General features: G+C 68.8%; 17 protein-coding genes. 6 read left to right on the top strand and 11 right to left on the bottom strand.

The genetic code is table 11. The features are described from left to right. Together KM176_RS06745 and KM176_RS06740 are read left to right on the top strand one after the other, a co-directional pair. Entirely contained in the window at window positions 1-792 is a 792-nt protein-coding gene (locus KM176_RS06745) for a heme ABC transporter ATP-binding protein (protein ID WP_160892692.1), read from the top strand. A gap of 62 nt (window positions 793-854) precedes the next feature. Then, window positions 855-2,870, top strand: coding sequence for a TonB-dependent receptor (locus KM176_RS06740; protein ID WP_160892690.1), 2,016 nt, complete (start codon window positions 855-857; stop codon window positions 2,868-2,870). A 54-nt stretch (window positions 2,871-2,924) separates the two neighbouring features. Here the strand turns inward: KM176_RS06740 and KM176_RS06735 are convergent, their stop codons facing one another. Next, window positions 2,925-4,373 (bottom strand): hypothetical protein, encoded by a 1,449-nt coding sequence (locus KM176_RS06735; RefSeq protein ID WP_160892688.1) that lies wholly within the window; start codon window positions 4,371-4,373, stop codon window positions 2,925-2,927. Between the two features lie 181 nt (window positions 4,374-4,554). On the opposite strand from KM176_RS06735, the gene KM176_RS06730 reads away from it, so the two are divergent. After that, window positions 4,555-4,752: a hypothetical protein gene (locus tag KM176_RS06730; RefSeq protein ID WP_202397746.1), complete on the top strand. Its 198-nt coding sequence runs from the start codon at window positions 4,555-4,557 to the stop codon at window positions 4,750-4,752. Window positions 4,753-4,832: 80 nt separating this feature from the next. On the opposite strand, the gene KM176_RS06725 is transcribed toward KM176_RS06730, so the two are convergent. Then, window positions 4,833-6,605: a hypothetical protein gene (locus KM176_RS06725; RefSeq protein WP_160892686.1), complete on the bottom strand. Its 1,773-nt coding sequence runs from the start codon at window positions 6,603-6,605 to the stop codon at window positions 4,833-4,835. A gap of 226 nt (window positions 6,606-6,831) precedes the next feature. Between KM176_RS06725 and KM176_RS06720 the strand changes: the two genes are divergently transcribed. Beyond that, complete coding sequence (locus tag KM176_RS06720) at window positions 6,832-7,983, top strand: serine hydrolase domain-containing protein (protein WP_202397745.1); 1,152 nt, start codon at window positions 6,832-6,834, stop codon at window positions 7,981-7,983. Window positions 7,984-8,005: 22 nt separating this feature from the next. Here KM176_RS06720 and KM176_RS06715 read toward each other — a convergent pair whose 3' ends face one another. The 6 genes from KM176_RS06715 to ytfQ all read right to left on the bottom strand — a co-directional run bounded on the left by KM176_RS06715 (window position 8,006) and on the right by ytfQ (window position 13,928). Then, window positions 8,006-8,461 (bottom strand): PACE efflux transporter, encoded by a 456-nt coding sequence (locus KM176_RS06715; RefSeq protein ID WP_160892685.1) that lies wholly within the window; start codon window positions 8,459-8,461, stop codon window positions 8,006-8,008. A 129-nt stretch (window positions 8,462-8,590) separates the two neighbouring features. After that, window positions 8,591-9,367, bottom strand: coding sequence for a FadR/GntR family transcriptional regulator (locus tag KM176_RS06710; RefSeq protein WP_311136139.1), 777 nt, complete (start codon window positions 9,365-9,367; stop codon window positions 8,591-8,593). After that, complete coding sequence (gene yjfF / locus KM176_RS06705) at window positions 9,313-10,305, bottom strand: galactofuranose ABC transporter, permease protein YjfF (RefSeq protein WP_202397744.1); 993 nt, start codon at window positions 10,303-10,305, stop codon at window positions 9,313-9,315. The genes KM176_RS06710 and yjfF overlap by 55 nt, the downstream gene beginning before the upstream one ends. Beyond that, window positions 10,302-11,360: an ABC transporter permease gene (locus KM176_RS06700; RefSeq protein ID WP_160892684.1), complete on the bottom strand. Its 1,059-nt coding sequence runs from the start codon at window positions 11,358-11,360 to the stop codon at window positions 10,302-10,304. The genes yjfF and KM176_RS06700 overlap by 4 nt, the downstream gene beginning before the upstream one ends. After that, the gene (locus KM176_RS06695) at window positions 11,357-12,883 is read right to left on the bottom strand and encodes a sugar ABC transporter ATP-binding protein (protein WP_160892682.1); all 1,527 of its coding nucleotides are present in this window, start codon (window positions 12,881-12,883) and stop codon (window positions 11,357-11,359) included. Before KM176_RS06695 ends, KM176_RS06700 begins: the two co-directional genes overlap by 4 nt. Window positions 12,884-12,974: 91 nt before the next feature. Beyond that, window positions 12,975-13,928 (bottom strand): galactofuranose ABC transporter, galactofuranose-binding protein YtfQ, encoded by a 954-nt coding sequence (gene ytfQ, locus KM176_RS06690; RefSeq protein ID WP_160892680.1) that lies wholly within the window; start codon window positions 13,926-13,928, stop codon window positions 12,975-12,977. 252 nt (window positions 13,929-14,180) lie between these two features. On the opposite strand from ytfQ, the gene KM176_RS06685 reads away from it, so the two are divergent. Then, window positions 14,181-16,481, top strand: a complete 2,301-nt coding sequence (locus KM176_RS06685) for a glycoside hydrolase family 3 C-terminal domain-containing protein (protein ID WP_160892678.1) — start codon at window positions 14,181-14,183, stop codon at window positions 16,479-16,481. A 30-nt stretch (window positions 16,482-16,511) separates the two neighbouring features. Here the strand turns inward: KM176_RS06685 and KM176_RS06680 are convergent, their stop codons facing one another. Next, entirely contained in the window at window positions 16,512-17,894 is a 1,383-nt protein-coding gene (locus KM176_RS06680) for a GGDEF domain-containing protein (protein WP_160892676.1), read from the bottom strand. 258 nt (window positions 17,895-18,152) lie between these two features. Continuing rightward, window positions 18,153-19,112, bottom strand: coding sequence for an agmatinase (gene speB, locus KM176_RS06675; RefSeq protein ID WP_160892674.1), 960 nt, complete (start codon window positions 19,110-19,112; stop codon window positions 18,153-18,155). 96 nt (window positions 19,113-19,208) lie between these two features. Between speB and KM176_RS06670 the strand changes: the two genes are divergently transcribed. Next, window positions 19,209-20,114, top strand: coding sequence for a LysR family transcriptional regulator (locus tag KM176_RS06670; protein ID WP_160892672.1), 906 nt, complete (start codon window positions 19,209-19,211; stop codon window positions 20,112-20,114). On the opposite strand, the gene rimK is transcribed toward KM176_RS06670, so the two are convergent. Then, the gene (gene rimK, locus KM176_RS06665; RefSeq protein WP_236045209.1) at window positions 20,111-21,478 is read right to left on the bottom strand and encodes a 30S ribosomal protein S6--L-glutamate ligase; all 1,368 of its coding nucleotides are present in this window, start codon (window positions 21,476-21,478) and stop codon (window positions 20,111-20,113) included. The genes KM176_RS06670 and rimK overlap by 4 nt on opposite strands. Window positions 21,479-21,731 lie beyond the last annotated feature (253 nt).

Genomic DNA, 21,731 nt, shown 5'->3' with positions numbered 1-21,731 from the left:
ATGCTGAGTGCCAAATCCCTGAACCTGCGCTACGGCCAGCGCCGCGTGCTGCACGACGTGGATTTCACCGCCCGTCCCGGAGAGGTGACGGCCATCGTCGGCCCGAACGGTTCGGGCAAGACGTCGCTGCTGTCGGCGCTTTCGGGCGCGCGCGCCTATGACGGAGAGATCCGGCTGAACGGGCTGGACCTGCGCGATCTGGCGCCCGCCCGTCAGGCCCAGCTGCGCGCCGTGCTGCCGCAATCGGCCGAGGTCGCCTTTCCCTTCACCCTGCTGGAGCTGGTCCGCCTGGGTCTGAGCGCGGGACTGGCCCGCGCCCATCCCGGCGATCCGACCACGCTGGTGCGCGCCGCCATCGCCCGCGTCGGCCTTGCCGGCCACGAGGGCCGCATGGTTCAGCAGCTTTCAGGGGGCGAACGTCAGCGCGCCCAGCTGGCCCGCGTGCTGGTCCAGATCTGGGAGCCGGTGCTGGAGGGCGCTCCCCGCTGGCTGCTGCTGGACGAGCCGGTCTCGGCGCTCGACATCGGCCATCAGCTCAGCATCATGCAGCTGGCCCATGACTATGCCCGTGCGGGCGGCGGCGTGGTGGCGGTGATGCATGACCTCAACCTGACCTCGATGTATGCCGACCGGGTGGTGCTGTTGCAGGCCGGTCGCCTACGCGCCGCCGGTCGCCCCGAAGAGGTGCTGACCGACCACGATCTTTCGGCCTGTTACGGCTGCGCGCTGCGCACCAACACGGCCCCCCCGGGTGCCCGGCCCTGGCTGCTGCCGCAGTCCGCAGCCACCTGAGGCCCCCGACCGCCAGCAAAAGCCAGCCCAGACCCCAAGAACCGCTCTACTGGAGACCCTACATGACGCATGTCCGTCACCGGCTGGCCGTGACAACGGCCCTTGGCCTTCTGCTGTCCGCCGGTGTGATCCCCCTCGCCCAGGCGCAGGAGACCACCTCCCTTGATGCCATCACCGTGGCCGATGACACCGATACCGGCCCCGCCGGCACCTCGGGCACCGCCACCATCACCCAGGAGGCGATGCAGAAGAAGCAGGCCACCTCCGTCGCCGAGGCGGTCGAGGACGTGCCCGGCGTCACCACCACCCGCTCCAGCGACCTGCTGCATTCCTCGATCAGCATTCGCGGCTATGGCGGCAACTCGGCGATGCCGGATTCCCAGAACGTCGTGACCGCGCTGGACGGGGTGTCGACCGCCGGCGGCAACTACTACCGCGACAACGCGGGCCAGGTCGTCGATCCGCTGCTGCTGAAGCAGGTTTCGGTGCTGAAAGGGCCGCTGGCCTCGCTGGAATACGGCTCGGGCATTCTGGGCGGCACCGTGGCGATGGAGACGATCAACGCCGCCGATCTGACCGGCGACACCCCCGGCTTCAAGTTCCGCCAGGTGCTGGGCGCCAATTCCAACGGCAACGGCTGGAAAACCTCTTCCACCCTGGCCTGGCAGGCGAACGAGAACTTCGACTTCCTTGCCAACTACTCGCGCAGCTATTCCGAGAACCGCGAGGACGGCCATGGCGACGAGATCGACCTGGGCGGCTACAACGTGCCCTCGCTGCTGCTGAAGGCGCGCTACCGCTTTGGCGAGAACCGCGATCAGGCGCTGACCTTCAGCTACGACCGCTCCGAAAGCGTGCAGCAGAACGTGCCCTATGCGACCGCCTCCATGCTGTCGATCTTCGGCAACGTGAACCGCGACCGCACCGGCAATGTCGCCAAGCTGAGCTATACCTACAAGCCCGCCTCGAACCCGCTGGTGGATCTTGAGGTCAGCTATGCGCGATCCCGTCAGCAATACCATATCGAGGGTCTCTCGATGATCTCCTCGATGTTCGCGGGGGATTACGACGTCGACACCGACACGCTGGCCGCCACCAACACCGCGCGCTTCAGCACCGGGTCGGTGGATCACACGCTGCGCGCCGGCGTCTCCTTCGCGCATCAGGACCATGATGGCGTGATGAGCGGCGTCGCCGGGGATGGCGAATACGACCGCACCGCGCTCTTTGCCATGGACCAGATGGACTTTGGCCAGGACTGGAGCCTCTCTGCCGGTGCCCGGATCGAGCATCAGCAGCTTACCAACCTGCACAGCAGCACCGGCGCCGACCTCGACGACATGGATTCGACCGCCCGCACCGCCGGTCTGGGGCTTGAAAAGGGTCTGGGCCACGGCTTCACCGGCTATGCCTCCTTCACCTATGGCGAAGGGCTGACGCTGCCGGAATATGCCGGCAACACCTGGAGCAACGGCAAATACTGGGGCGAGGACACCTCGCACAGCCGCACCTGGGAGACCGGGCTGCGCTACCATGGCGACAGCGTGATCACCTCGGGCGACGGGCTGGAGGCCTCGATCGGGGTCTACAAGATCGACGTCTGGGACGCCAACAGCTACCCGAGCACCGCCTACGAGCTGCAAAGCAGTTCCGGGCTTGAGGCGCAGCTGGGCTACCGTCTGGCCAGCGGCTTCTACACCCGCGCCTCGATGGTCACGAGCTTCTCGAACAAATACCGTCAGCGGACCTCTTCGGGGGACAGCGATTATCCCTATGCTCTGACCGATCAGGGCCGCCTGACGCTGGGCAAGACCTTCGCCAACGGGCTGGATGTCAGCTGGACCCTGCGCGGCGGCGTGGCGCAGGACCTCAACGACCTGCATCAGGCCGGCTGGGGCGTGAACGACATCGCCGTCAGCTACACCGTCCCCGAGGGCCGTCCGATGGGCGGGATGCGCGTCGATTTCGGCATCGATAACGTCTTCGACAAGTACTACGTGACCCAGTACACGACCAGCTCCGCGTCCTACCCGGAATCCGGTCGCGACTTCCGCCTGACGCTGTCGCGGACCTTCTGATCCGGTTTTGAAGAACAGCTTCGGGGCGGTCCTGCCGGATCGCCCCGTTCCCCCTCAGGCCAGGATCTGCACCCAGATCGCCAGGCCAAGGGCGGCCAGCGCCACGAAGACCCCGTTCCAGCGCAGCGCGACCTCGCGCGGGGAAACCCCGCCAAGGCGCGAGATGATCATCACCGAAGCCGTGAAGGGCGAGGTCGGCGCCGTCAGCGCCCAGCCCCCGGTCAGCGCCAGCACCATCGAGATCGGCGTGATGCCAAGTGCGGCAGGGGCCGGCAGAAGCTGCGCGAACATCGACACGAACAGGATCGGGTTCAGCCCCAGCTGGCCGGCCAGCGGCACCAGCAGCAGCGGCAGCACCAGCAGCAGGCGCGCGGGCACGGCGCTCAGGTCGAAGCCGGCGGTGGCGATCCACTGCGCCAGCAGCGCCCCGGCAACGCTGCCTATGAAGCCCGCCGTGCTGAGCAGCGTCAGCTCTCCCTTGAAGTTCGGCAGGTCGCGGAACAGGTAGTGATGGCCGCGCGCGCCCAGTTCGCGGATGCGCCGGCCCCGGGGGGCCTCGACCAGCACCCAGATCGCGGCGATCAGCGGCACCAGCCCCAGCACCGAACGCGACGGCGGCACGCCCGCGAAGACATCCATCAGGCCCGCCGGTACCGCCACCCCCAGCAGCAGCCACAGCAGCGGCCAGAGCGATCGCACGTCGCGCGCGCTGCTCTGGTCGGGGGGCGCGATGACGGTGCCGCTGGGCAGGGAATATTTCAGCCGCCGGTCCACCAGCCAGCCGATGATCACCAGGATCAGCGCCGAGCCCAGCCCGTGCAGCACCACGTTGCCCAGCTCTGCACCCGGCACCAGCGCCGAGGTGATGACCGTGGCGAAGGCCAGTGGCGACCAGCAGAGCGAGGCGCTGAAGCCGCATTGCGCGCCCTGCAGCATCCGCCGCGTGCGCAGCGCGCGCACCGCCGGATCTGCCTCCCGCTCGGCCGAGCGGCGCGCCATGGTGCCCAGCAGAGACAACGCACCGTAATTCAGCATCAGGGCAAAGACCTGGGCGCCAAAGCCCAGGGCCAGGTAGCGCCGCCCCGGTGGCTGGCTGGCCAGGAAGGCCGCCGCCCGCGCGATCGCCGGTGAACGCCCCGCAACGTGCTGCAGGCTGGCCAGGGCACAGAAGAAGGCGACGATGAAGCTGCCCTGCGCCAGCCCTGCGGCCAGCGCCGGGCCGGGATCGTCCAGCAGCAGCCAGGCCACGCCCGTGATCAGCACCGAGATCGCCATGAAAACATGGCGCGAGCCGCGCACCTGCGGCGCCAGCATTGCCAGAACCGCGATGGTCAGCAGGTTCGCCGCCCAGACCACCGGGCCGTTCAGCCCCAGCCCGTGCAGCAGGTTCAGCGCCACGATCAGCCCCAGGCAGCTGCCCATCACGATCCGGGCCCGTCCGGGCGGTCCGGCATCGGGCACGGGACGGGAGGATGCGGTTCGGGGATCTGGATGCTGGGTCATGCGGTCTAACGGGCTCCGGGGCATCTGGCGCCCGCCTCGCGCCAACGGTAGCGTGTTCGCCACCGGGTTCAAACCGTCTCTGACGGCCCCCGGTCGCGGCAGCCGCGACGTCAGCGCGACGGAAACGACCCGCCTCTGCGTTCAACCCGGGCTTTCGCGAAAGCACAAAGGAGAAAGTGCAATGTTTTCGAGTAAACGCGTCCTGCTGGGCGCGCTTGGCCTGGTGGCCGTGCTGAGCCTCAGCGCCTGCGGTTGCGGGCCCTTCGGCCTGGGTCCCTGCGGCGGCGGCTTCGGTGGCGGCGGTGGCGGCTTCGGCGGCGGCATGGGTGGCGGCTTTGCCGGCGGCCCGGGCGGTGGCGGCGGCGGCGGCCATCCCTGAAACGTGACAGGGCGTGATCCGGGTCTGCCCCGGGATCACGCCCTGCGTCTCTCGGTCCCGGCGCTGCCGGGGCCGAGGGGTCAGCCCTCGGGCGCGTCGGTGGCCCGCATCGCGGCCAGCGCCATCAGGAAATAGGTGAAGGTCAGCGCCACGGCCGTCAGGAAATAATCCTGCCGCATGGTGCCCAGCAGCGCCGGATCACCGGCATAAAGTGCCAGCCGCACCGCCATGGCGATCATGATCGCCAGCACCGCCCCGGCCCCGAACAGCAGCCATTTCGCCAGCCGCGCGGTATGCTCGTTCGAGGGGTCCTCCTCCTGGTCCTCCTCATGCTCGGCCAGGCGCTTTTCCTCGAACCGCTGCAGCACGGCCTCGCGCTCGGCCTGGCGCGCCTCGTCCTTGGGCCAGGTGTCGCGCGCGCCCATGCGGGCCGCGACCAGCGGATAGAGCGCCAGGGCGATCAGGTATTCCGGCAGGAAGATGTAGTAGAAGCTCATCCAGCCGGTCACCACCATGGTCGCCGCGAAGGCCAGTGCCACGCCCCAGACCAGCAGCGCCGCATAGTTCATCGACTGGCCAAGGTAGCGCGACCAGTAGCGGGTCAGGCCCAGGCGCGGCAGCAGGTAATGCTCGGCGATGACGATGGCGCCGACCGGGCACAGCAGGATCGCGCCGTAGACCGTCAGCGGCATCACCGATTGCGCCACGAAGGGGAAGCAGGCGGCTACGGCGATCAGCACGCCGATGATCGCCGTCGCCCGGCCCCGCGGCATCGAGGGCATCAGGGCGCTGGCCGCGAGACCCGCGCGGTAAAGGCAGGCATTCGCCGTGGTCCAGCCGGCACAGATCACCGCCAGCACGCCGACGTAGCCCAGGGTGGCAAAGGCCACATCGGCGGAATCGAGCACCAGCAGCGAGCTGCCGACGACCACCGCGGCGCCTGCGCCCATCAGGCCCGCCGACAGCCAGCCGACGTAATGCCCCAGGAACATCCCGATCCCCGAAAAGGCCCCGTACCACTTGCGATGCGCGAAGCGGAAGGTTGCCATGTCGATCAGGCCCAGGTGCACCATGGCCCCGTTGGCCCAGGCGAAGGCCGCGACCTCCCAGACCGAGATGCCGGGCTTGCCCTCGGGCGTGGTGCCCTTCCAGATCGTCGCATCGGCGGTATCGAGGAAGCCCGACAGCCCGCCCAGACCGGTGTGGCCATTGGCCTGAAGCGCCAGCAGCGGCAGTGCCACGGCGCCGCCGCAGATGAAGCAGGCCAGCATCCAGGGCGCGCAGATGGTCGCGAAATTCGCCATCGCCTCGAAGCCCCGGGCGGCGACGACGATCACCACCGCGCTCAGCGCCAGGGTGATGACGACGAAGGCCACCGAGGTCGGATAGGCATGCAGCTGAACCGGCAGCCCGAAGGCAAAGCGCACCGCATAGGCGGAAACGGTGATCATCGCGGCGGCCAGCGCGCCGTAGAACAGCAGGATGGCGCTGTTGTAGAGCTTGCTGAACCACGGGCCGGTGATCTGTTCAAGGTAGCTGAACAGCGAGCGGCGGGTCTCGACCGCGATGGGGGTGGTGACCAGCATCCAGCTGGCGACCGCCAGCATGTTGCCGATCAGCAGGCCCAGAAGCAGTTCGCGGGTACCGACCCCCATGGTCACGAAGGTGACGCCGATCACGAATTCCGTGGCTGCGATATGTTCGCCTCCGAAAAGCCCCGCGAAGTAGCGCCAGCCCCGGACATGGCGGGCGGCGGGCGGGATCGCATTGCGCAGATGGCGCGGTCTGGAGGAGGGCGTGGCAGAAACGGGTGTGCAGGGAAGGGTCGTTGCAGGCGGAACTGTCTGGTTCATCTTCTTCTTTACGTAGCCTCGGGGGGGCCCACAAACGCCGTCTGTGGACAGAGGTCAACCGCCAGGACCCCTTCGGGTTCCGCATTTTTGCATGAAAATTGAAATTATTCGCTCAGTGCATGGAATTTTTGCACATAACGGTCGTTCGTGCCCCTTCCCGGCCTTCCCCTTGTCCCTGCCGGGCCTGCGGGCTTAACTGCGTGCCGCCCCTGCCGGAGATCTGACGATGATGCCCTCTTCTTCCCTTGACGCCCGCCTTGATGCCGCGCTGGACAGCGCTCTGGACCAGCAGCGGCTGGTCGGCGCCGTGGTGATGGTGTCGCGGCAGGGCACGCCGCTTTACAGCCGGGCCGCGGGGGTCGCGGATCGTGCCTCGGGGCGGCCGATGCGGGCGGATGCGATCTTTCGGCTGGCCTCGGTCAGCAAGCCCTTCGTCGCCGCGACGGTGCTGCGGCTGGCGCAGGACGGGGTGCTGGACCTCGACGCCCCGCTCAGCCGCTGGCTGCCGGACTTCCGGCCCCGGCTGGCCGACGGCACCGCCCCCGCGATCACCCTGAACCAGCTGCTCAGCCACACTTCGGGGCTGAGCTACGGGTTCCAGGAGCCACCGCACAGCCCCTATCACCACCACCGGGTGTCGGACGGGCTGGACCAGCCCGGGCTGGCGCTGGCCGAGAACCTCAGCCGCCTGGCCCGGGTGCCACTTGGGTTCGAACCGGGCACGCGCTGGCAGTATTCGCTGGGCCTCGACGTGCTGGGCGCGGTGGTCGAGGCCGCCACCGGCGCGGATCTGGCGAAGGAGCTGGAGCGCCTGGTCGCCGCCCCGCTGGGGCTGCGCGATACCGGCTTCGCGCTGCGCGATCCGGCGCGGCTGGTCACGCCCTACGGCAACGGCCCCGGTGCCCCGGCGGAGATCGCAGAGGGCCAGATGCTGCCGCTCGATGCCCCCGACACCGGCGTCACCTTCGCGCCAGGGCGGATCCATGACGCGGGCTCCTACCCCTCGGGCGGGGCCGGCATGGCGGGCACCGCCGCCGAGGTGCTGCGTTTCCTCGAAGTGATCTGCCAGGGCGGTGCACCCCTGCTGGGCCCGCAGGCGGGCGCCCGGATGCTGCAGGGGCAGCTGGACGGCCTCGAAAGTTCCGGGCCCGGCTGGGACTGGGGCATGGCCGGGGCGCTGGTCCGCGATCCCGCCCGGGCCGAAACGGCGCTGCCGGCGGGCGCGCTGCAATGGGGCGGGGTCTACGGCCACAACTGGGTGATGCACCCGGCATCGGGGCTGGTGGCGGTGGCGCTGACCAACACCGCCTACGAGGGCATGTCGGGCCGCTTCGTCACCGATGTGCAGGCGGCGCTGGCCACCGAGATGGCGGCCTGACCCCCGGGCGATCAGGGGGCGGTCAGGCCCGGTCCCCCTCCGGCCCGGCAGCGGGCGGATCGCGCCATTCGGGCAGCGGGAACAGCCGGTCGTAGCCCCAGTTGAAGCCCAGGGCGTAGACCGTGTAGAAGGCCGCGAAGGACAGGTCCATGATCAGCGCCTGCCACAGCGGCACGCCCAGGTACCAGCTCATGAAGGGCAGCAGCATCAGCAGCAGCGTGATCTCGAGCCCCACCGCATGGCCGACCCGCACCACCGGCCCCTTGCGGGTGCCACCGCTCAGCCGCAGCATCGCGTGGTCGAACATCAGGTTGTAGACGTAATTCCAGATCGCCGCGACGGTGGCACTGACCGCGCCCACCACGCCGATATCGCCCAGCGGCTGGCCGAACAGCGCGGCCCCGAGCGGGATCATGATCAGCAGCGCCAGAACCTCGAAACACAGGGTATGACGCAGACGGTCTAAAGGGGAGCGCATGGCAACCTCCTGCTGCTGCCGGGTCGTCCCGGCCATCTGCCCGTTGCGGGGAGGTCGTCCTCTGAACGAAGGTCTGCCACGCGGCGCCCCCCGGATCAAGACCCCGGATCGGGGTCCGCAACCCTGCCCTCAGCCCGCGGTCCCGGTGGTGCGGGCGTGACCGTCGCGGATCACGCGCTCCATCGCCGCGCCCGCCGGTCCGGGCAGGCCACCGCAGATGGCGCGGGCGATCTCGCGGTGGCTTTGCGCCACCTCTGCGCGGATCGCCAGGAAGTTCTGCTCTCCCTCCACCAGGAAAAGCGCATAGAGCGCGGTCTGCACCATGTCCCCCAGCGAGCCGAGGAAGCGGTTGCCCGACAGCCGCAGCACCTGCTTGTGGAACTCGTAATCCGCGACGGCGAAATCGGCGCGGTTGTCCGAGGTTTCCATCAGGTCGCAGAGCGAGAACAGCCGCGCGCAGTCGCCCGCATTGGCATGGCGCGCGGCGCTGGCGGCGGCGGCGGGTTCGAAGATCAGCCGGATCTCCAGCAGCTCGTCGTAGAAACGCCCGGGGCTGCGCAGCGCGCTGTGCCAGCGCAGCACGTCCTCGTCGAACATGTTCCAGTCGTCGGGCGGGCGGACATGGGTGCCGACCTTGGCCTTGGACTGGATCAGCCCCTTGCCCGACAGGGTCTTCTTGGCCTCGCGGATCACGGTGCGCGAGACGTCGAACATCTCGCACAGGTCGGGATCGAGGGGGATCATGGTCTCGGCCGGGTATTCCCCGGCCACGATGGCGCGGCCGAGCTGCTCGACCACGGAGGAGGTATGGTTGGACGCCCGCGCCCGGCGGGCATCCGGAGAGACCACTGTCATGATGGCGCGGCGGAGCCAGACAGAACTTTCCTTCGGCTTGTCGTCGCCCACGTAAGACCTTTCTGCAGCAGGATGAATGCGAAAAGCAGAGCACCGATCACGATCTTTGTCCACCAGCTCGACAGGGTGCCGTCGAAGACGATGTAGGTCTGGATCAGCCCCATGATCAGGATGCCGAAGAAGGTCCCGGCGACATAGCCGTAGCCCCCCGACAGCAGCGTGCCGCCGATGACGACGGCGGCGATGGCGTCCAGCTCCACGCCGACGGTGGCCAGCGAATAGCCCGCCGAGGTATAGAGCGAGAAGACGATGCCGGCGAGCCCGGCCAGCCCGCCCGAGATCGCGTAGATCGCAATCGTGGTGCGCGCCAGCGGCACCCCCATCAGCCGTGCGGTGGCGACCCCGCCCCCCAGGGCATAGACGTTCTGGCCCAGCCGGGTGCGGTGCAGCACCAGCGCCCCCGCCAGGAAGACCGCCAGCATGATCCCCCCGATCAGCCGGAACCGCCCGCCCCCCGGCGCCCGGATATAAAGCGCCTGAAGGGTGTCGTAGAGCGCATTGTCGATGGGCACGCTTTCGGTCGAGAGCACATAGGCCGCGCCGCGCGCCAGGAACATCCCCGCCAGGGTGACGATGAAGGGCGGCATCTCCAGGTAGTGGATGATCGCCCCCATGGCGGCACCGAAGGCGGTGGCGATGAGCAGCGCGAGGGCAAAGGCCAGCAGCGGCGGCATCGCGCTGTCGCGCAGCACCACGGCCAGGAAGACCCCGGTGAAGGCGATCACCGATCCGACCGACAGGTCGATCCCGCCCGACAGGATGACGAAGGTCATGCCCACCGCGACGATGCCCAGGAAGGCATTGTCGGTCAGCAGGTTGGCGATCACCCGGCTGGACAGCATCGCGGGATACTGCGCGGCGCAGAGCGCATAGGCCAGGACGAAGGTGAGCAGCGTCACCAGCAGCGGCAGATGGGTCGCGCGGATCATTGCGCCTTCTCCTCCTTGGATGTCAGCGGGCTGCGCGCCTTGGTGCGCCCGCCCAGCGGCAGGCCGCCGGCGCGCAGCATGTAAAGCGCATGGCCCACCTTCGGCGACTGGATCACCAGGATCGCCAGGATCAGCACCGCCTTGATGATCAGGTTGAACTCGGGCGGCAGGCCCGACAGCAGGATGAAGGCATTGACCGACTGGATGATCAGCGCCCCCAGCAGCGAGGCCAGGATCGAGAACCGCCCCCCCAGCAGGGAATTGCCGCCGATCACCACCGCCAGGATGGCATCCAGCTCCAGCCAGAGGCCGGCATTGTTGGCATCCGCCCCCTTGATGTCGGCGGCCACGATCACCCCGGCCAGCGCGGCGCAGAACCCGGTGACACCGTAGACGCAGATCAGCAGCACCCGGCTGTTGATGCCGGCCAGCCGCGAGGCCGCCTCGTTGATGCCGATGGCCTCGATCAGCATCCCAAGGGCGCTGCGCCGGACCACCGTGATCACCAGAGCGCCCAGGCCGATCCAGATCCAGATCGGCGTCGGCAGGCCCAGCACGGTCCCTGCCCCCAGCCGGATCATCCCGGGATCGAGGAAGGTCAGGATGGTGCCCTCGGTGATCAGCTGGGCGATGCCGCGCCCGGCGACCATCAGCACCAGCGTCGCCACGATGGGCTGGATGCGCAGCACCGCCACCAGCACGCCGTTCCAGAGCCCGCACAGCAGACCCGCCGCCAGCGCGCCCAGCAGCGCCGTGCCCCAGCCCTGCCCCCCGGCCAGCACGGAGGCCGCCACCGCACCGGCGATCGCCATCACCGCACCCACCGACAGGTCGATGCCCCGGGTGGCGATGACCAGCGTCATGCCGATGCACAGAAGCGCCACCGGGGCGCCCCGGTTCAGCACGTCGACCAGGTTGCCGAAGACCCGGCCGTCATGCACCGAAAGCGCGAAGAAGCCCGGGAAGACTGCCAGGTTGCAGGCCAGCACCACCGCCAGGATGACCAGCTGCGGCAGCACCCGCTTGAAGACCGAAGGCGTTGTCTGGGAAATCATGCCGGCACCTCCTGCGGTGTCTGGGGCGTCTGCGCGGCAATGGCGCCGATGATGTTGTCGGGGGTGATCCGGCTGCCTTCCAGCGCGCCGACCTGGCGGCGGTCGCGCAGCACCACGACGCGGCTGGAATAGGCCACCAGCTCTTCCAGCTCGGACGAGGCAATGAGCAGCGCCATGCCCTCCTCGCGCAGGCGCTCGATCAGGGCGATGATCTCGGCATGGGCGCCGACGTCGATGCCGCGCGTCGGTTCGTCCAGGATCAGCAGGTCGGGCCGGGTCGCCAGCCAGCGCGCCAGCAGCGCCTTTTGCTGATTGCCCCCCGACAGCAGCCGGATCGGCATGTCGAGGCTGGCGGCGCGGATGTCGAGCGCGCGGCGGTAATGCTCGGCGATCTCGTTGACGCGGGCGCGCGGCACCGGGCGCATCCAGCCCTGCCGGGCCTGCAGCGCCAGCAGGATGTTGTCGCGCACCGACAGGTCCGCGACGATGCCGTGGGTCTTGCGGTCCTCGGGGCACAGGGCAAATCGGGCGGCGATGGCATCGCGAGGACGCGCCAGCCGCAGCGCCCGACCGCGCTTGCGCACCGTGCCGCTGTCGGCGGCCACCGCGCCGAACAGCAGCGTCGCCAGTTCCGTCCGTCCCGAGCCCAGCAGCCCCGCCAGCCCCACCACCTCTCCGGCACGGATGCTCAGGCTGACCGGCTCCAACATGCCGCGCCGGCCCAGCCCCTCAAGCTCCACCAGCACCTCTCCGCCGGGGCCGCTGCGGCGCGCCTGCACCCGGGCCTCCAGCTGGCGGCCCAGCATCAGCGTCACGATATCGTCGGGGCGCACCGCCTCAAGCAGGCGTTCGCCCACCACCCGGCCATTGCGCAGGATCGTCGCGCGGTCGCAGATCTCGAACACCTGGTCCAGGAAATGGGTCACGAAGACGATGGCCAGCCCGCGTGCCTTCAGGCGGCGGATCACCCCGAAGACCAGCTGCACCTCGTCGCGGTCAAGCGAGGCGGTCGGTTCGTCGAGGATCAGCACCTTGCCCGACATCTCGACCGCGCGGGCAATCGCCACCACCTGCTGCACCGCCACGGAATAGGAGGTCAGCGGCTCGGCCGGATCGATGCTGAGGCCGTAATCCTCCAGCACGGCGCGGGCCCGGGCATTCATCGCCCGCCGCCGCACCAGCCCGAAGCGGGTCATCTGGCGACCCAGGAACAGGTTCTCGGCCACGGTCAGGTTGGGCAGCAGGTTGACCTCCTGGTAGACCGTGCCGATGCCAAGCGCCTGGGCCTCGTTGGTGCTGGCCGGGGACACGTCCTGCCCGTCCAGCGTCACGGTGCCGCCATCGCGCCGGTAGGCGCCGGTCAGGCACTTGATCAGGGTCGATTTTCCGGCACCGTTCTCGCCCAGAAGGGCGTGGACCTCGCCGGGGTTCAGCTTCAGCTCGACCGCGTCGAGCGCCACCGCGCCGGGAAAGAACTTGCTGATCCCCCTGGCGTGAAGCAGGGGGCGGATGGGAACAGACATCGGCTCACCTCGGATCTGACAACGGGAAGGGCCCGGCACCCGCATGGCACCGGGCCAGGCTGCCCCGTTCCCGGGACAGCCCGGCGGCGCCTCAGTAGCCGAGGGTCTTCTTCTCTTCGTAGATCGCCATGTTGTCGTCCTTGGCGGTGAACAGGCGCGACTCCGTCTGGATCCATTTCGGCGGCGCCGTGCCGTCCTTCAGATAGGCTTCCAGCGCATCCAGCGCCGGGCCCGCCATGTTCGGCGTCAGCTCGATCGTGGCGTTCATCTCGCCGTGGGCAATGGCCAGGTGGGCATCGGGCACGCCGTCGATGGACACGATCTTGATGTCCTTGCCGGGTTGCAGCCCCGCCTCCTTGATGGCCTGGATCGCCCCCACCGCCATGTCGTCGTTATGGGCGTAAAGCGCGCAGATACTGCCCGGGGCCTCGGCCTTGAGGAAGCTTTCCATCACCACCTTGCCCTGGCTGCGGGTGAAGTCCCCGGTCTGAGAGCGCACGATCTTCAGGTTCGGGTGATCCGCGATGGCCTGTTCGAAGCCCTTCTTGCGGTCCAGCGCCGGGGACGAGCCGGTGGTGCCCTGCAGTTCGACGATGCGGCAGTCCTCCCCTGCCTCCGCGTCGACCAGCCATTGGCCCGCCACCGCGCCCTCGTGCACCAGGTCCGAGGTGACGGCGGTCAGGTACAGCTCTTGCGGGGCATCCACCGTCCGGTCCAGCAGGATCACCGGGATCTCGGCGTCGCGCGCCTCTTCCAGCACCTGGTCCCAGCCCGTTGCCACCACCGGCGCCAGCAGGATCGCATCGACGCCCTGGGCGATGAAGCCCCGCAGCGCCTTGATCTGGTTTTCCTGCTTCTGCTGGGCATCCGCGAACTTGAGCGTCAGGCCGCGCTCTTTGGCCTGCTGTTTCGTCACCGTGGTCTCGGCGGCCCGCCAGCCGGATTCCGATCCGATCTGGGAAAAGCCCACGGTCAGGTCCCCCGCCTGCGCCAGCACCGGCAACAGGACAGCGGCGCCCGCAAGGAGCGTTGCTTTTAGTTTCATTGATTTCCTCCCTTCGAACATCAGATGTTCGTGCGGGAGATTAAGTATTATTTAATGCTTTTTGTAAAGCGTTTCTTGACCCAGCGGAAGGCGTTGCGCAACCACCCCGTCCCGGCCCCGCAGCCCCCGGTGATCAAGCATTGGGCAGGTGCCCGCGTCCGCGCCGACCTGACCATCGGTCCGGTTTGAAATTCTTCGATCCCCATGACCTGTTGCAGGAGCCCTTCCCACCCTGCCCGATCCGAGGATCCCATGACCAGCAAGACCGCCCCCGCCCATCCGGCCCCGTCCTCCGGCCTGCCCGGTGCCGACCGGCTGAAATTCTCGCGCGGGCGGGACTACTGGACCACCCATGCCGAACCCGAAACCGGATTGCGCGCGCTGCGCCTGGCCGACGGTCCGCATGGTCTGAGGGTGCAGGATGACGAGAACCCCGATCACCTGGGGCTGGAACGCAGCGCCCCGGCCACCTGCTTTCCCCCGGCCGTCACCCTGGCTTCGTCCTGGGACGAGGCGCTGATCGAAAGCGTCGGCGCGGCCCTGGCCCGAGAGGCCCGCGCCAGCGGTGTCGACGTGGTGCTGGGCCCGGGGCTGAACCTCAAGCGCAGCCCGCTTTGCGGGCGCAACTTCGAATATTACGCCGAGGATCCGCTGCTGTCGGGGCGCCTGGCCGGGGCCTCGGCCCGGGGCATCCAGAGCCAGGGTGTCGGCGCCTGCCTCAAGCATTTCGCCGCCAACAACCAGGAGACCGACCGCAACCGGATCAGCGCCGACATGGACGAGCGCACCCTGCGGGAGATCTACCTGCGCAACTTCCAGATCGCGCTGGAAAGCTCGGGCGCCTGGTCGATCATGACCTCCTACAACCGGATCAACGGCACCCATGTCTCTCAGGATGCGCGGCTGATGAGCGACATCCTGCGCGGCGAATGGGGCTTTGACGGGCTGATCATCTCGGACTGGGGCGGGGTCTACGATCCGCCCGCGGCGCTGATGGCGGGCATGGACCTCAGGATGCCCGGCGGGCCGGTGGGCCCGGTGCTGGAAGCTGCGCTGGCCGAGGGCCGGGTGACGCCCGACCGGCTGGACGAGGTGGTCGCGACCCTGCGCCAGCTGGCCGAACGCACCGCCCCGGGCGACACCCCCGCGCCGGACCCGCAGGCCCATCACGCGCTGGTGCGCCGGGCGGCCGCGGAATCGACCGTGCTGCTGAAGAACGACGGCATCCTGCCGCTGGCCCCGCAGCCCGGCCAGCGCTTCGCCCTGCTGGGCGAGCTGGCGCGCACCCCGCGCATTCAGGGCGCCGGCAGTTCGCGGGTCAATGCCCGGCAGGTCTCGCCGGTTCTGGGCACGCTCGACGCCCGGCTGGAGGCCGCCGGCGCCAGCACCGGGTTTGCCCCGGGCTACGGGCTGGAACCCGGCCCCGCCGATCCCGCGCTGCTGGCCGAGGCGGTGCAGCTGGCCGAGGGCGCAGACGTGGTGCTGCTGGTCCTCGGGCTGACCGATGCCGCCGAGGCCGAGGGCAGCGACCGCAGCCATATCGACCTGCCGGAACAGCAGCTGGCGCTTCTGGCCGCGCTGGACGAGGCCCGCCGCGCCGGCACGCTGCGCGCGCCGGTCGTCGTCTCGCTGGTCAACGGCGCCGTGGTCACCACCGCCCAGTGGCGCGACGGCGCCGCCGCCATCGTGGAATTCTGGCTGACAGGCCAGGCCCAGGGAGAAAGCATCAGCGACGTTCTGCTGGGCGACACCGCCCCCGGCGGTCGCCTGACCGAGACCATTCCGCGCCGCCTGAAGGACAGCCCCGCCTACCTGGATTTCGCCGGGGCGCATCAGCATGCCCCCTATTCGGAGGGGATCTTTGTCGGCTACCGCTACTACGACGCCCGCGACATCGCGGTCGATTACCCCTTCGGCCACGGCCTGAGCTACACCAGCTTCGCCTACGAGGACCTGCACCTTGAGGTCTGCGACCCGCAGGACGAGATCGCCTTGCGCGCCCGTCTGACCCTGCGCAACACCGGCGAGCGGGCCGGTTCGGAAGTGGTCCAGCTTTATGTCAGCGCCCCCGGCAACGGCTTTGTCACCCCCCCGCAAGAGCTGCGCGGCTGGCAGAAACTGCACCTTTCCCCCGGAGAGGCCCGCACCGTCGAGGTCGCCGTGCCGCGCCGCCACCTGGCGCACTGGCACAGCGAACTGGCACGCTGGATCTTCCCGGGCGGCGCGCTGGAGGTCCGCATCGGCGCCTCGTCCCGCGACATCCGCCTGAGCGCCACCTGCACCGTCCCCGGCGAGGCGCTGCCGGTGGTGCTGGGTCCCTGGTCCCTGTTCGGCGACTGGATGGAACACCCTGTGATGGGGCCGCGCATCCGGGCGCTGTTTGCCGCGCGCGGCGGCGTCAAGGGCCGCGCCGGGGACCTGCTGAACGACCCGGCGGGCCGCAACAGCATCTACAGCACCCCTTTCGCCATGCTGACCGAATTCCCCGGCATCCCGATGACCCACGAGGAACTGGCAGCACTGGTTGCCGAAGGCGATGCGCTGAACGGCTGAACGGGGTCCCCGGACCGGATCGCAACCGCCTCAGCCGGCGGTCTCGATCCGGTCGCGGCCGTTCTGCTTGGCGCGGTACAGCGCCTCGTCGGCTGCCTTGACCAGCCGCAGGTAATCGGGATGGCCCTTGTATTCGGCCAGCCCGACCGAGGCGGTGACACGCACCAGCTCTCCGTCGCCCAGCGGGATCTGAAGGTCGCCGATCGCCGCGCGCAGGCGCTCGGCCATGCCCAGGGCCTCCGCCTCCGAAGTTTCGACCAGCGCCAGCAGGAATTCCTCGCCGCCGTAGCGGAACACGAAATCGCTGATCCGCACCGCATCCATCACCGCCCGGGCACAGAGCGCCAGCACGGTGTCGCCGGCGGCATGGCCATAGCGGTCGTTGATTCGCTTGAAATTGTCGATGTCGATCATCAGCACCGTCAGCCGCTTGTCGGTCTTGCGCACCAGCGTCAGCTCCCGCGCGAGGATGGTGTCCATGAAGCGACGGTTCAGCATCCGGGTCAGCGGGTCGTGGCCGCCCTCGATCCGGGTGGCGGCGCCGAAACATTCGCCCAGCAGCGCCTTCACCTCGCTGATCCGGCCCTGAAGCCGCAACAGCATCTCCGGCGCATTCGCCCCCTCGTTTGCCAGGTGCGGCAGGATCGTGTTGTCGATGTCGTCGATCGCGTCGCGCACCTGGTCCAGCTCGGCGATACCGTCGAAGATCACGCTGCCGCGGTGGGTCAGCCAGAGCCCGAATTCCGACTGCCACAGCGGCACCCGCCGCCCGGTGCCATGCTGGGTGGTGATGCGGAACAGCACGCTCTGGGTCCATTCCGCGATCGCCGCGCGCTGCGCCTCGCGCTCCTGCGACAGGTTCTGGCCAAGCGAGAACAGCCGGTAGGCCTCCTCGCTCTTGGCGGCGCGGCGATTGTCGCGGGTATAGGCGCTCGCCATCAGTTCGAAGGCCATGTTCAGCGTGCCGTTCAGCAGCCGCAGCATCGCTACCAGCGTCTCGTCCGGGGCCCCGCCCTCAAGGATGATCGCCGCCTGCAGCCGCGCCCCCAGCTGGCGCCAGGCCCGGTTGACATGGGCCACCTGAAGGTTGATCCGCGCGTGGATGCCGCCGACGGTCGCCTGGGTCGCGGCCATGGTGTAGAAGTCCGGCGCCTCATCGCCGGGAAACAGCGCCAGCAGCCAGTCCCGCAAGGTCGTGGCCAGCCGTGACTGCACAAGCGCGTCGGGCACCAGCTGGTTGACCTCCCCGTCCTGCTGAAGCACGCCGTAGAATTCCTCCACGATGCGGGGCGCCTGGGCAAGCACGATCCTTGCCAGCCGGGCCCGAACCTCTGCCGAGGTCTGCTGCTGAAGCATCCGCCATTCCTCTTCGAGGCGGATCATCCCGGTGGCGGAGGACTCTCTGTCTGTCATATGCACTCTGCTGCTGAAACCCCTGTCGGCCCGCGGCCGCGGCCTTGGCCTTAGCGGTAAAAACCGGGGCTTCCAAGCACCTGCGCGGCCCGCGGCGGATTTGCCCCGGGCCGGTCGCGAAAATACAATCTGGGCGGGAAGCACGGCCCGCGCCGTGCAAATCAGACAGGCACAGGGGCCGCCAAAAAGTCCGGTCAACGGACATTTCTGAGGCCCTGAAACCGATATTATCTCAACACTCGGACCCAAAGATTCCCATTATCGGCCCAGAGGGGACCGCGCCGCGAAAATCCGGCCAATGGCATTCAGCAGGATCTGTGCGGCAAGGATCGCGGTGCTGCCGGTATGGTCGTAATCCGGCGCCACCTCGACCAGGTCGATGCCGACGATGGGCCCGCGCTGCGCCAGCCCGGCGATCAGCTCCAGCACCTCGTAATAGAGGAACCCGCCATGGCTAGGCGTGCCGGTGCCGGGCGCGATCGAGGGGTCGAAACCGTCGATGTCGATCGACAGGTAGTAGCGGCGCCCGGCGGGAATGCGCTCCAGCACCGCCTCCACCCCCAGCGCGCGCAGCTGACGGACCGAGAGGATGTCCGATCCCCTGGCGCGGGCGGCCTCGTACCCCTCCTTCGCGGTGGAGGAGACGTTGCGGATCCCCAGCTGCGTCAGCCCGCTGACCCAGGGCTTTTCCGAGGCCCGCCGCATCGGGCTGCCATGGCCGAAGCGCACGCCGTGGCGTTCATCGACGAAATCCAGATGGGCGTCGATCTGCACCAGATGCACCGGCTCCTGCTCCGAGAAGGCGTTGATGCAGGGGATGTTGATGGAATGATCCCCCCCCAGCACCACCGGCAGCGCCCCGGCCTTCAGGATCGCGCGCACCCCGGCCTCGATATTGGCATGGCTGCCAAGGGTGTCGGTGTGGATGATGTCGGCATCGCCAATATCGACGATGCGCACCCCCTCAAGATAGGTCACGTCGTCCTCGTGATCATAGGCCCCGGCATGACCGAAGGAGAACAGCGTCGAGGCCTCGCGGATGCCGCGCGGCCCGAAGCGTGCCCCGGCGCGCCACTGGGTGCCGCTGTCGAAGGGCGCGCCCATCACGGCGACATCGGCCTCGATGGCGGACCAGTCCTGCACATAGGGGGATTTCGCGAAGGTCGAAATGCCGACGAAGGGCAGGTTCAGCCGCCCGCTGTCGTAATCATGGGCCATGGGTCTCTCCGGAAGGGGCAACAGGTTTCCTTCCCCCTAGCGCGGGACTTGCATGGGAAAAATCGTTGGGTACTGATGTTTACATCAGAAATTTGGATGCATTCGATGAAACTGGCCCAGAGCGACCTGCGTGCCCTTGCCGTGTTCCGCGCCGTGGTGGCGCATCGCGGCTTTGCCGGCGCCCAGGAGGCGCTTGGCCTGTCGCAATCCGCCGTCAGTTTCCATTTGAAGGCGCTGGAGGACCGGCTGGGCTTCCGGCTGTGCCAGCGCGGCCGGGGCGGCTTTGCCCTGACCGAGCGCGGCGTCGAGGTCCATGCCCGCTCCGATGCGCTGTTCGATGCGCTGGCGCTGTTCGAGGATCACGTGGGGGGCCTCAGGCGGCAGATCACCGGCACGCTGCGGCTTGGGCTGGTGGACAACACGCTCAGCGATCCCGGCTGGCCCCTGCCCGAGGTGCTGGACCGCATCGCGCGGCGCGCACCCCAGGCCCGGGTCGAGATCCGCATCGACAGCCCCGACCGGCTGCTGGGCGATCTGCAGGCGCGCACGCTGGATCTGGCGCTGCTGCCCGATCCCGGCCCCCGGCCCGGGCTGTGCCTGAGCCCGCTGCGCGACGAGGCGCATCTGCTTTACTGTGCCCGCGCCCATCCGCTGTTCGCCAGCGCCCGGATCACCGAGGCGGAGATCGCCCGCCATCCCTTCGTGACCCGCCCCTATGCCGGCCCCCATGAGCTGAGCCGCTTTCCCGGTGCCCGCTCGGGCGCAGAGGCCTCAAACATCGAGGCCCAGGCGATGTTCATCCTCTCGGGGCGCTACCTGGGCTACCTGCCCACCCATTACGCCGAGGCGCATCTGCGGGCCGGGCGGCTGCGGGCGCTGCTGCCCGGGCAGGCGGCGCTGGCCACCCTCTTCGTGCAGGCGACCCGCGATCCCGCCCCGGCCTCGGCGCTGCTGGGACTGTTCAGCGCGGAATTGGCCGGCGCACTGGCCGCCCCCGCCTAGGCGTTCCGCTTCAGCCGGGCCTCGATGTCCTGATAGAGGATCTCGGGAAGGTTCTTGCCGGTCACGGCTTCCATCCCCTCGAACCCCGGAGAGGAGTTGACCTCAAGCACCTTGGGGCCGTCATGGGCGCGCAGCAGGTCCACCCCGGCGACGTTCAGCCCGAAGGTGCGCGCCGCCTTCACCGCGACGCGGCGTTCCTGCTGGGTGATCTTCACCGGCTCGCCCGATCCGCCCTGGTGCAGGTTCGACCGGAAATCGCCCTCTGCCCCCTTGCGCTTCATCGCCGCCACCACCTTGCCCCCGATCACCAGGCAGCGGATGTCCTCTCCGGCGGCCTCGCGGACGAAATGCTGCACCAGGAAGTTGGCCTTCAGCCCCCGGAAGGCCGAGATCACGCTTTCCGCCGCCTTCTTGGTTTCCGCCAGCACCACGCCCTTGCCCTGAGAGGAGGACAGCAGCTTGACGATCAGCGGCGCGCCGCCCACCAGTTCGATCAGGTTGCGGGTGTCCTTCGGAGAGGAGGCAAAGGCGGTATCGGGCATTCCGATGCCGGCGCGTGCCAGCAGCTGATGCGCGAACAGCTTGTCGCGCGAGGCGGTGATGCCTTCGGATCCGTTGACGCAATAGGTGCCCAGCGTCTCGAACTGGCGGACCACGGCGGCGCCATAGGTGGTGATCGAGGCGCCGATGCGCGGGATCACCGCATCATAGCGCGGCAGGCGCTCTCCGTCGTAATAGACCTCGGGTGCCAGGGTGTTGATCGCCATGAAGCAGCGTGTGGTGTCGATCCGGTCCACCCGGTGACCGCGCGCCTTGCCGACCTCGACCAGGCGGCGGGTGGTGTAGTTGTCCTCGCGCGTCAGCACGGCGATGCGCAGGCCGCGCCGCTCGGGCTCGGGTTCGGGCTGGGGCAGGTCGTAGGCGCCATAGCCCAGCTCGGCCTGAAGGCGGCGGGCGGTCGGCAGCACGGTGATGTGGTCCAGCAGCGCCTGACGGCCCAGCAGCATCCGGCTTGCCATCGTGCTGCGGTCGGTCAGGGTGATCTCGATCGGCCAGCCCTGCCCGGCCACCTCGATGCGGGTGCGGATGACGAAGCGCTGCTCGCTCTCGCCGTTGGAAGAGGTGACATCGCGGCGGTCCACCAGCGGCGCGGTGCATTGCACCTTCACCTCGTCATTGTCGGCCACCGGATAGAGGGTGAAGCGCACCAGCGGGCTTTCGGCATGGCCGATGACCTCGATATCGGAGGCATGCAGCGCCGAGGTCCGCGCGCCGGTATCCACCTTGGCGAGGATGGCGGGCACGTTCAGCTCCGGCAGGGAGAGCCATTCTTCCCATCCAAATTGCAGCGGCGGGGTCATCATTCGGAGGGTCCTTCTAAAGACGATTCTGTTCGTCATGCACCGGGGCGATGACGGTTCGGTGTCGCTATGCCGAAAACCCGTCCGGCGAAAAGATGGGATCGCACGGCAGCGGCCCGGGAAGACGCCGAAGCCGGGGAACCGGCGGCAGCTTTCCGCCCGCCTGCCCCTGCGGCACCCCATCCAAGATATCGCGTCGGGGCACGGGGTCCAGCCTGCTGCGGCAAGGCGCCGCCCGGGTGCCGAATCCGGCGGC

Source organism: Pseudooceanicola endophyticus (assembly GCF_018760365.1).
In the GTDB taxonomy this organism is placed as follows: domain Bacteria; phylum Pseudomonadota; class Alphaproteobacteria; order Rhodobacterales; family Rhodobacteraceae; genus Pseudooceanicola; species Pseudooceanicola endophyticus.
Note: the sequence above shows the minus strand (reverse complement) of the source record. Positions and strands in the feature narration are given on the sequence as shown.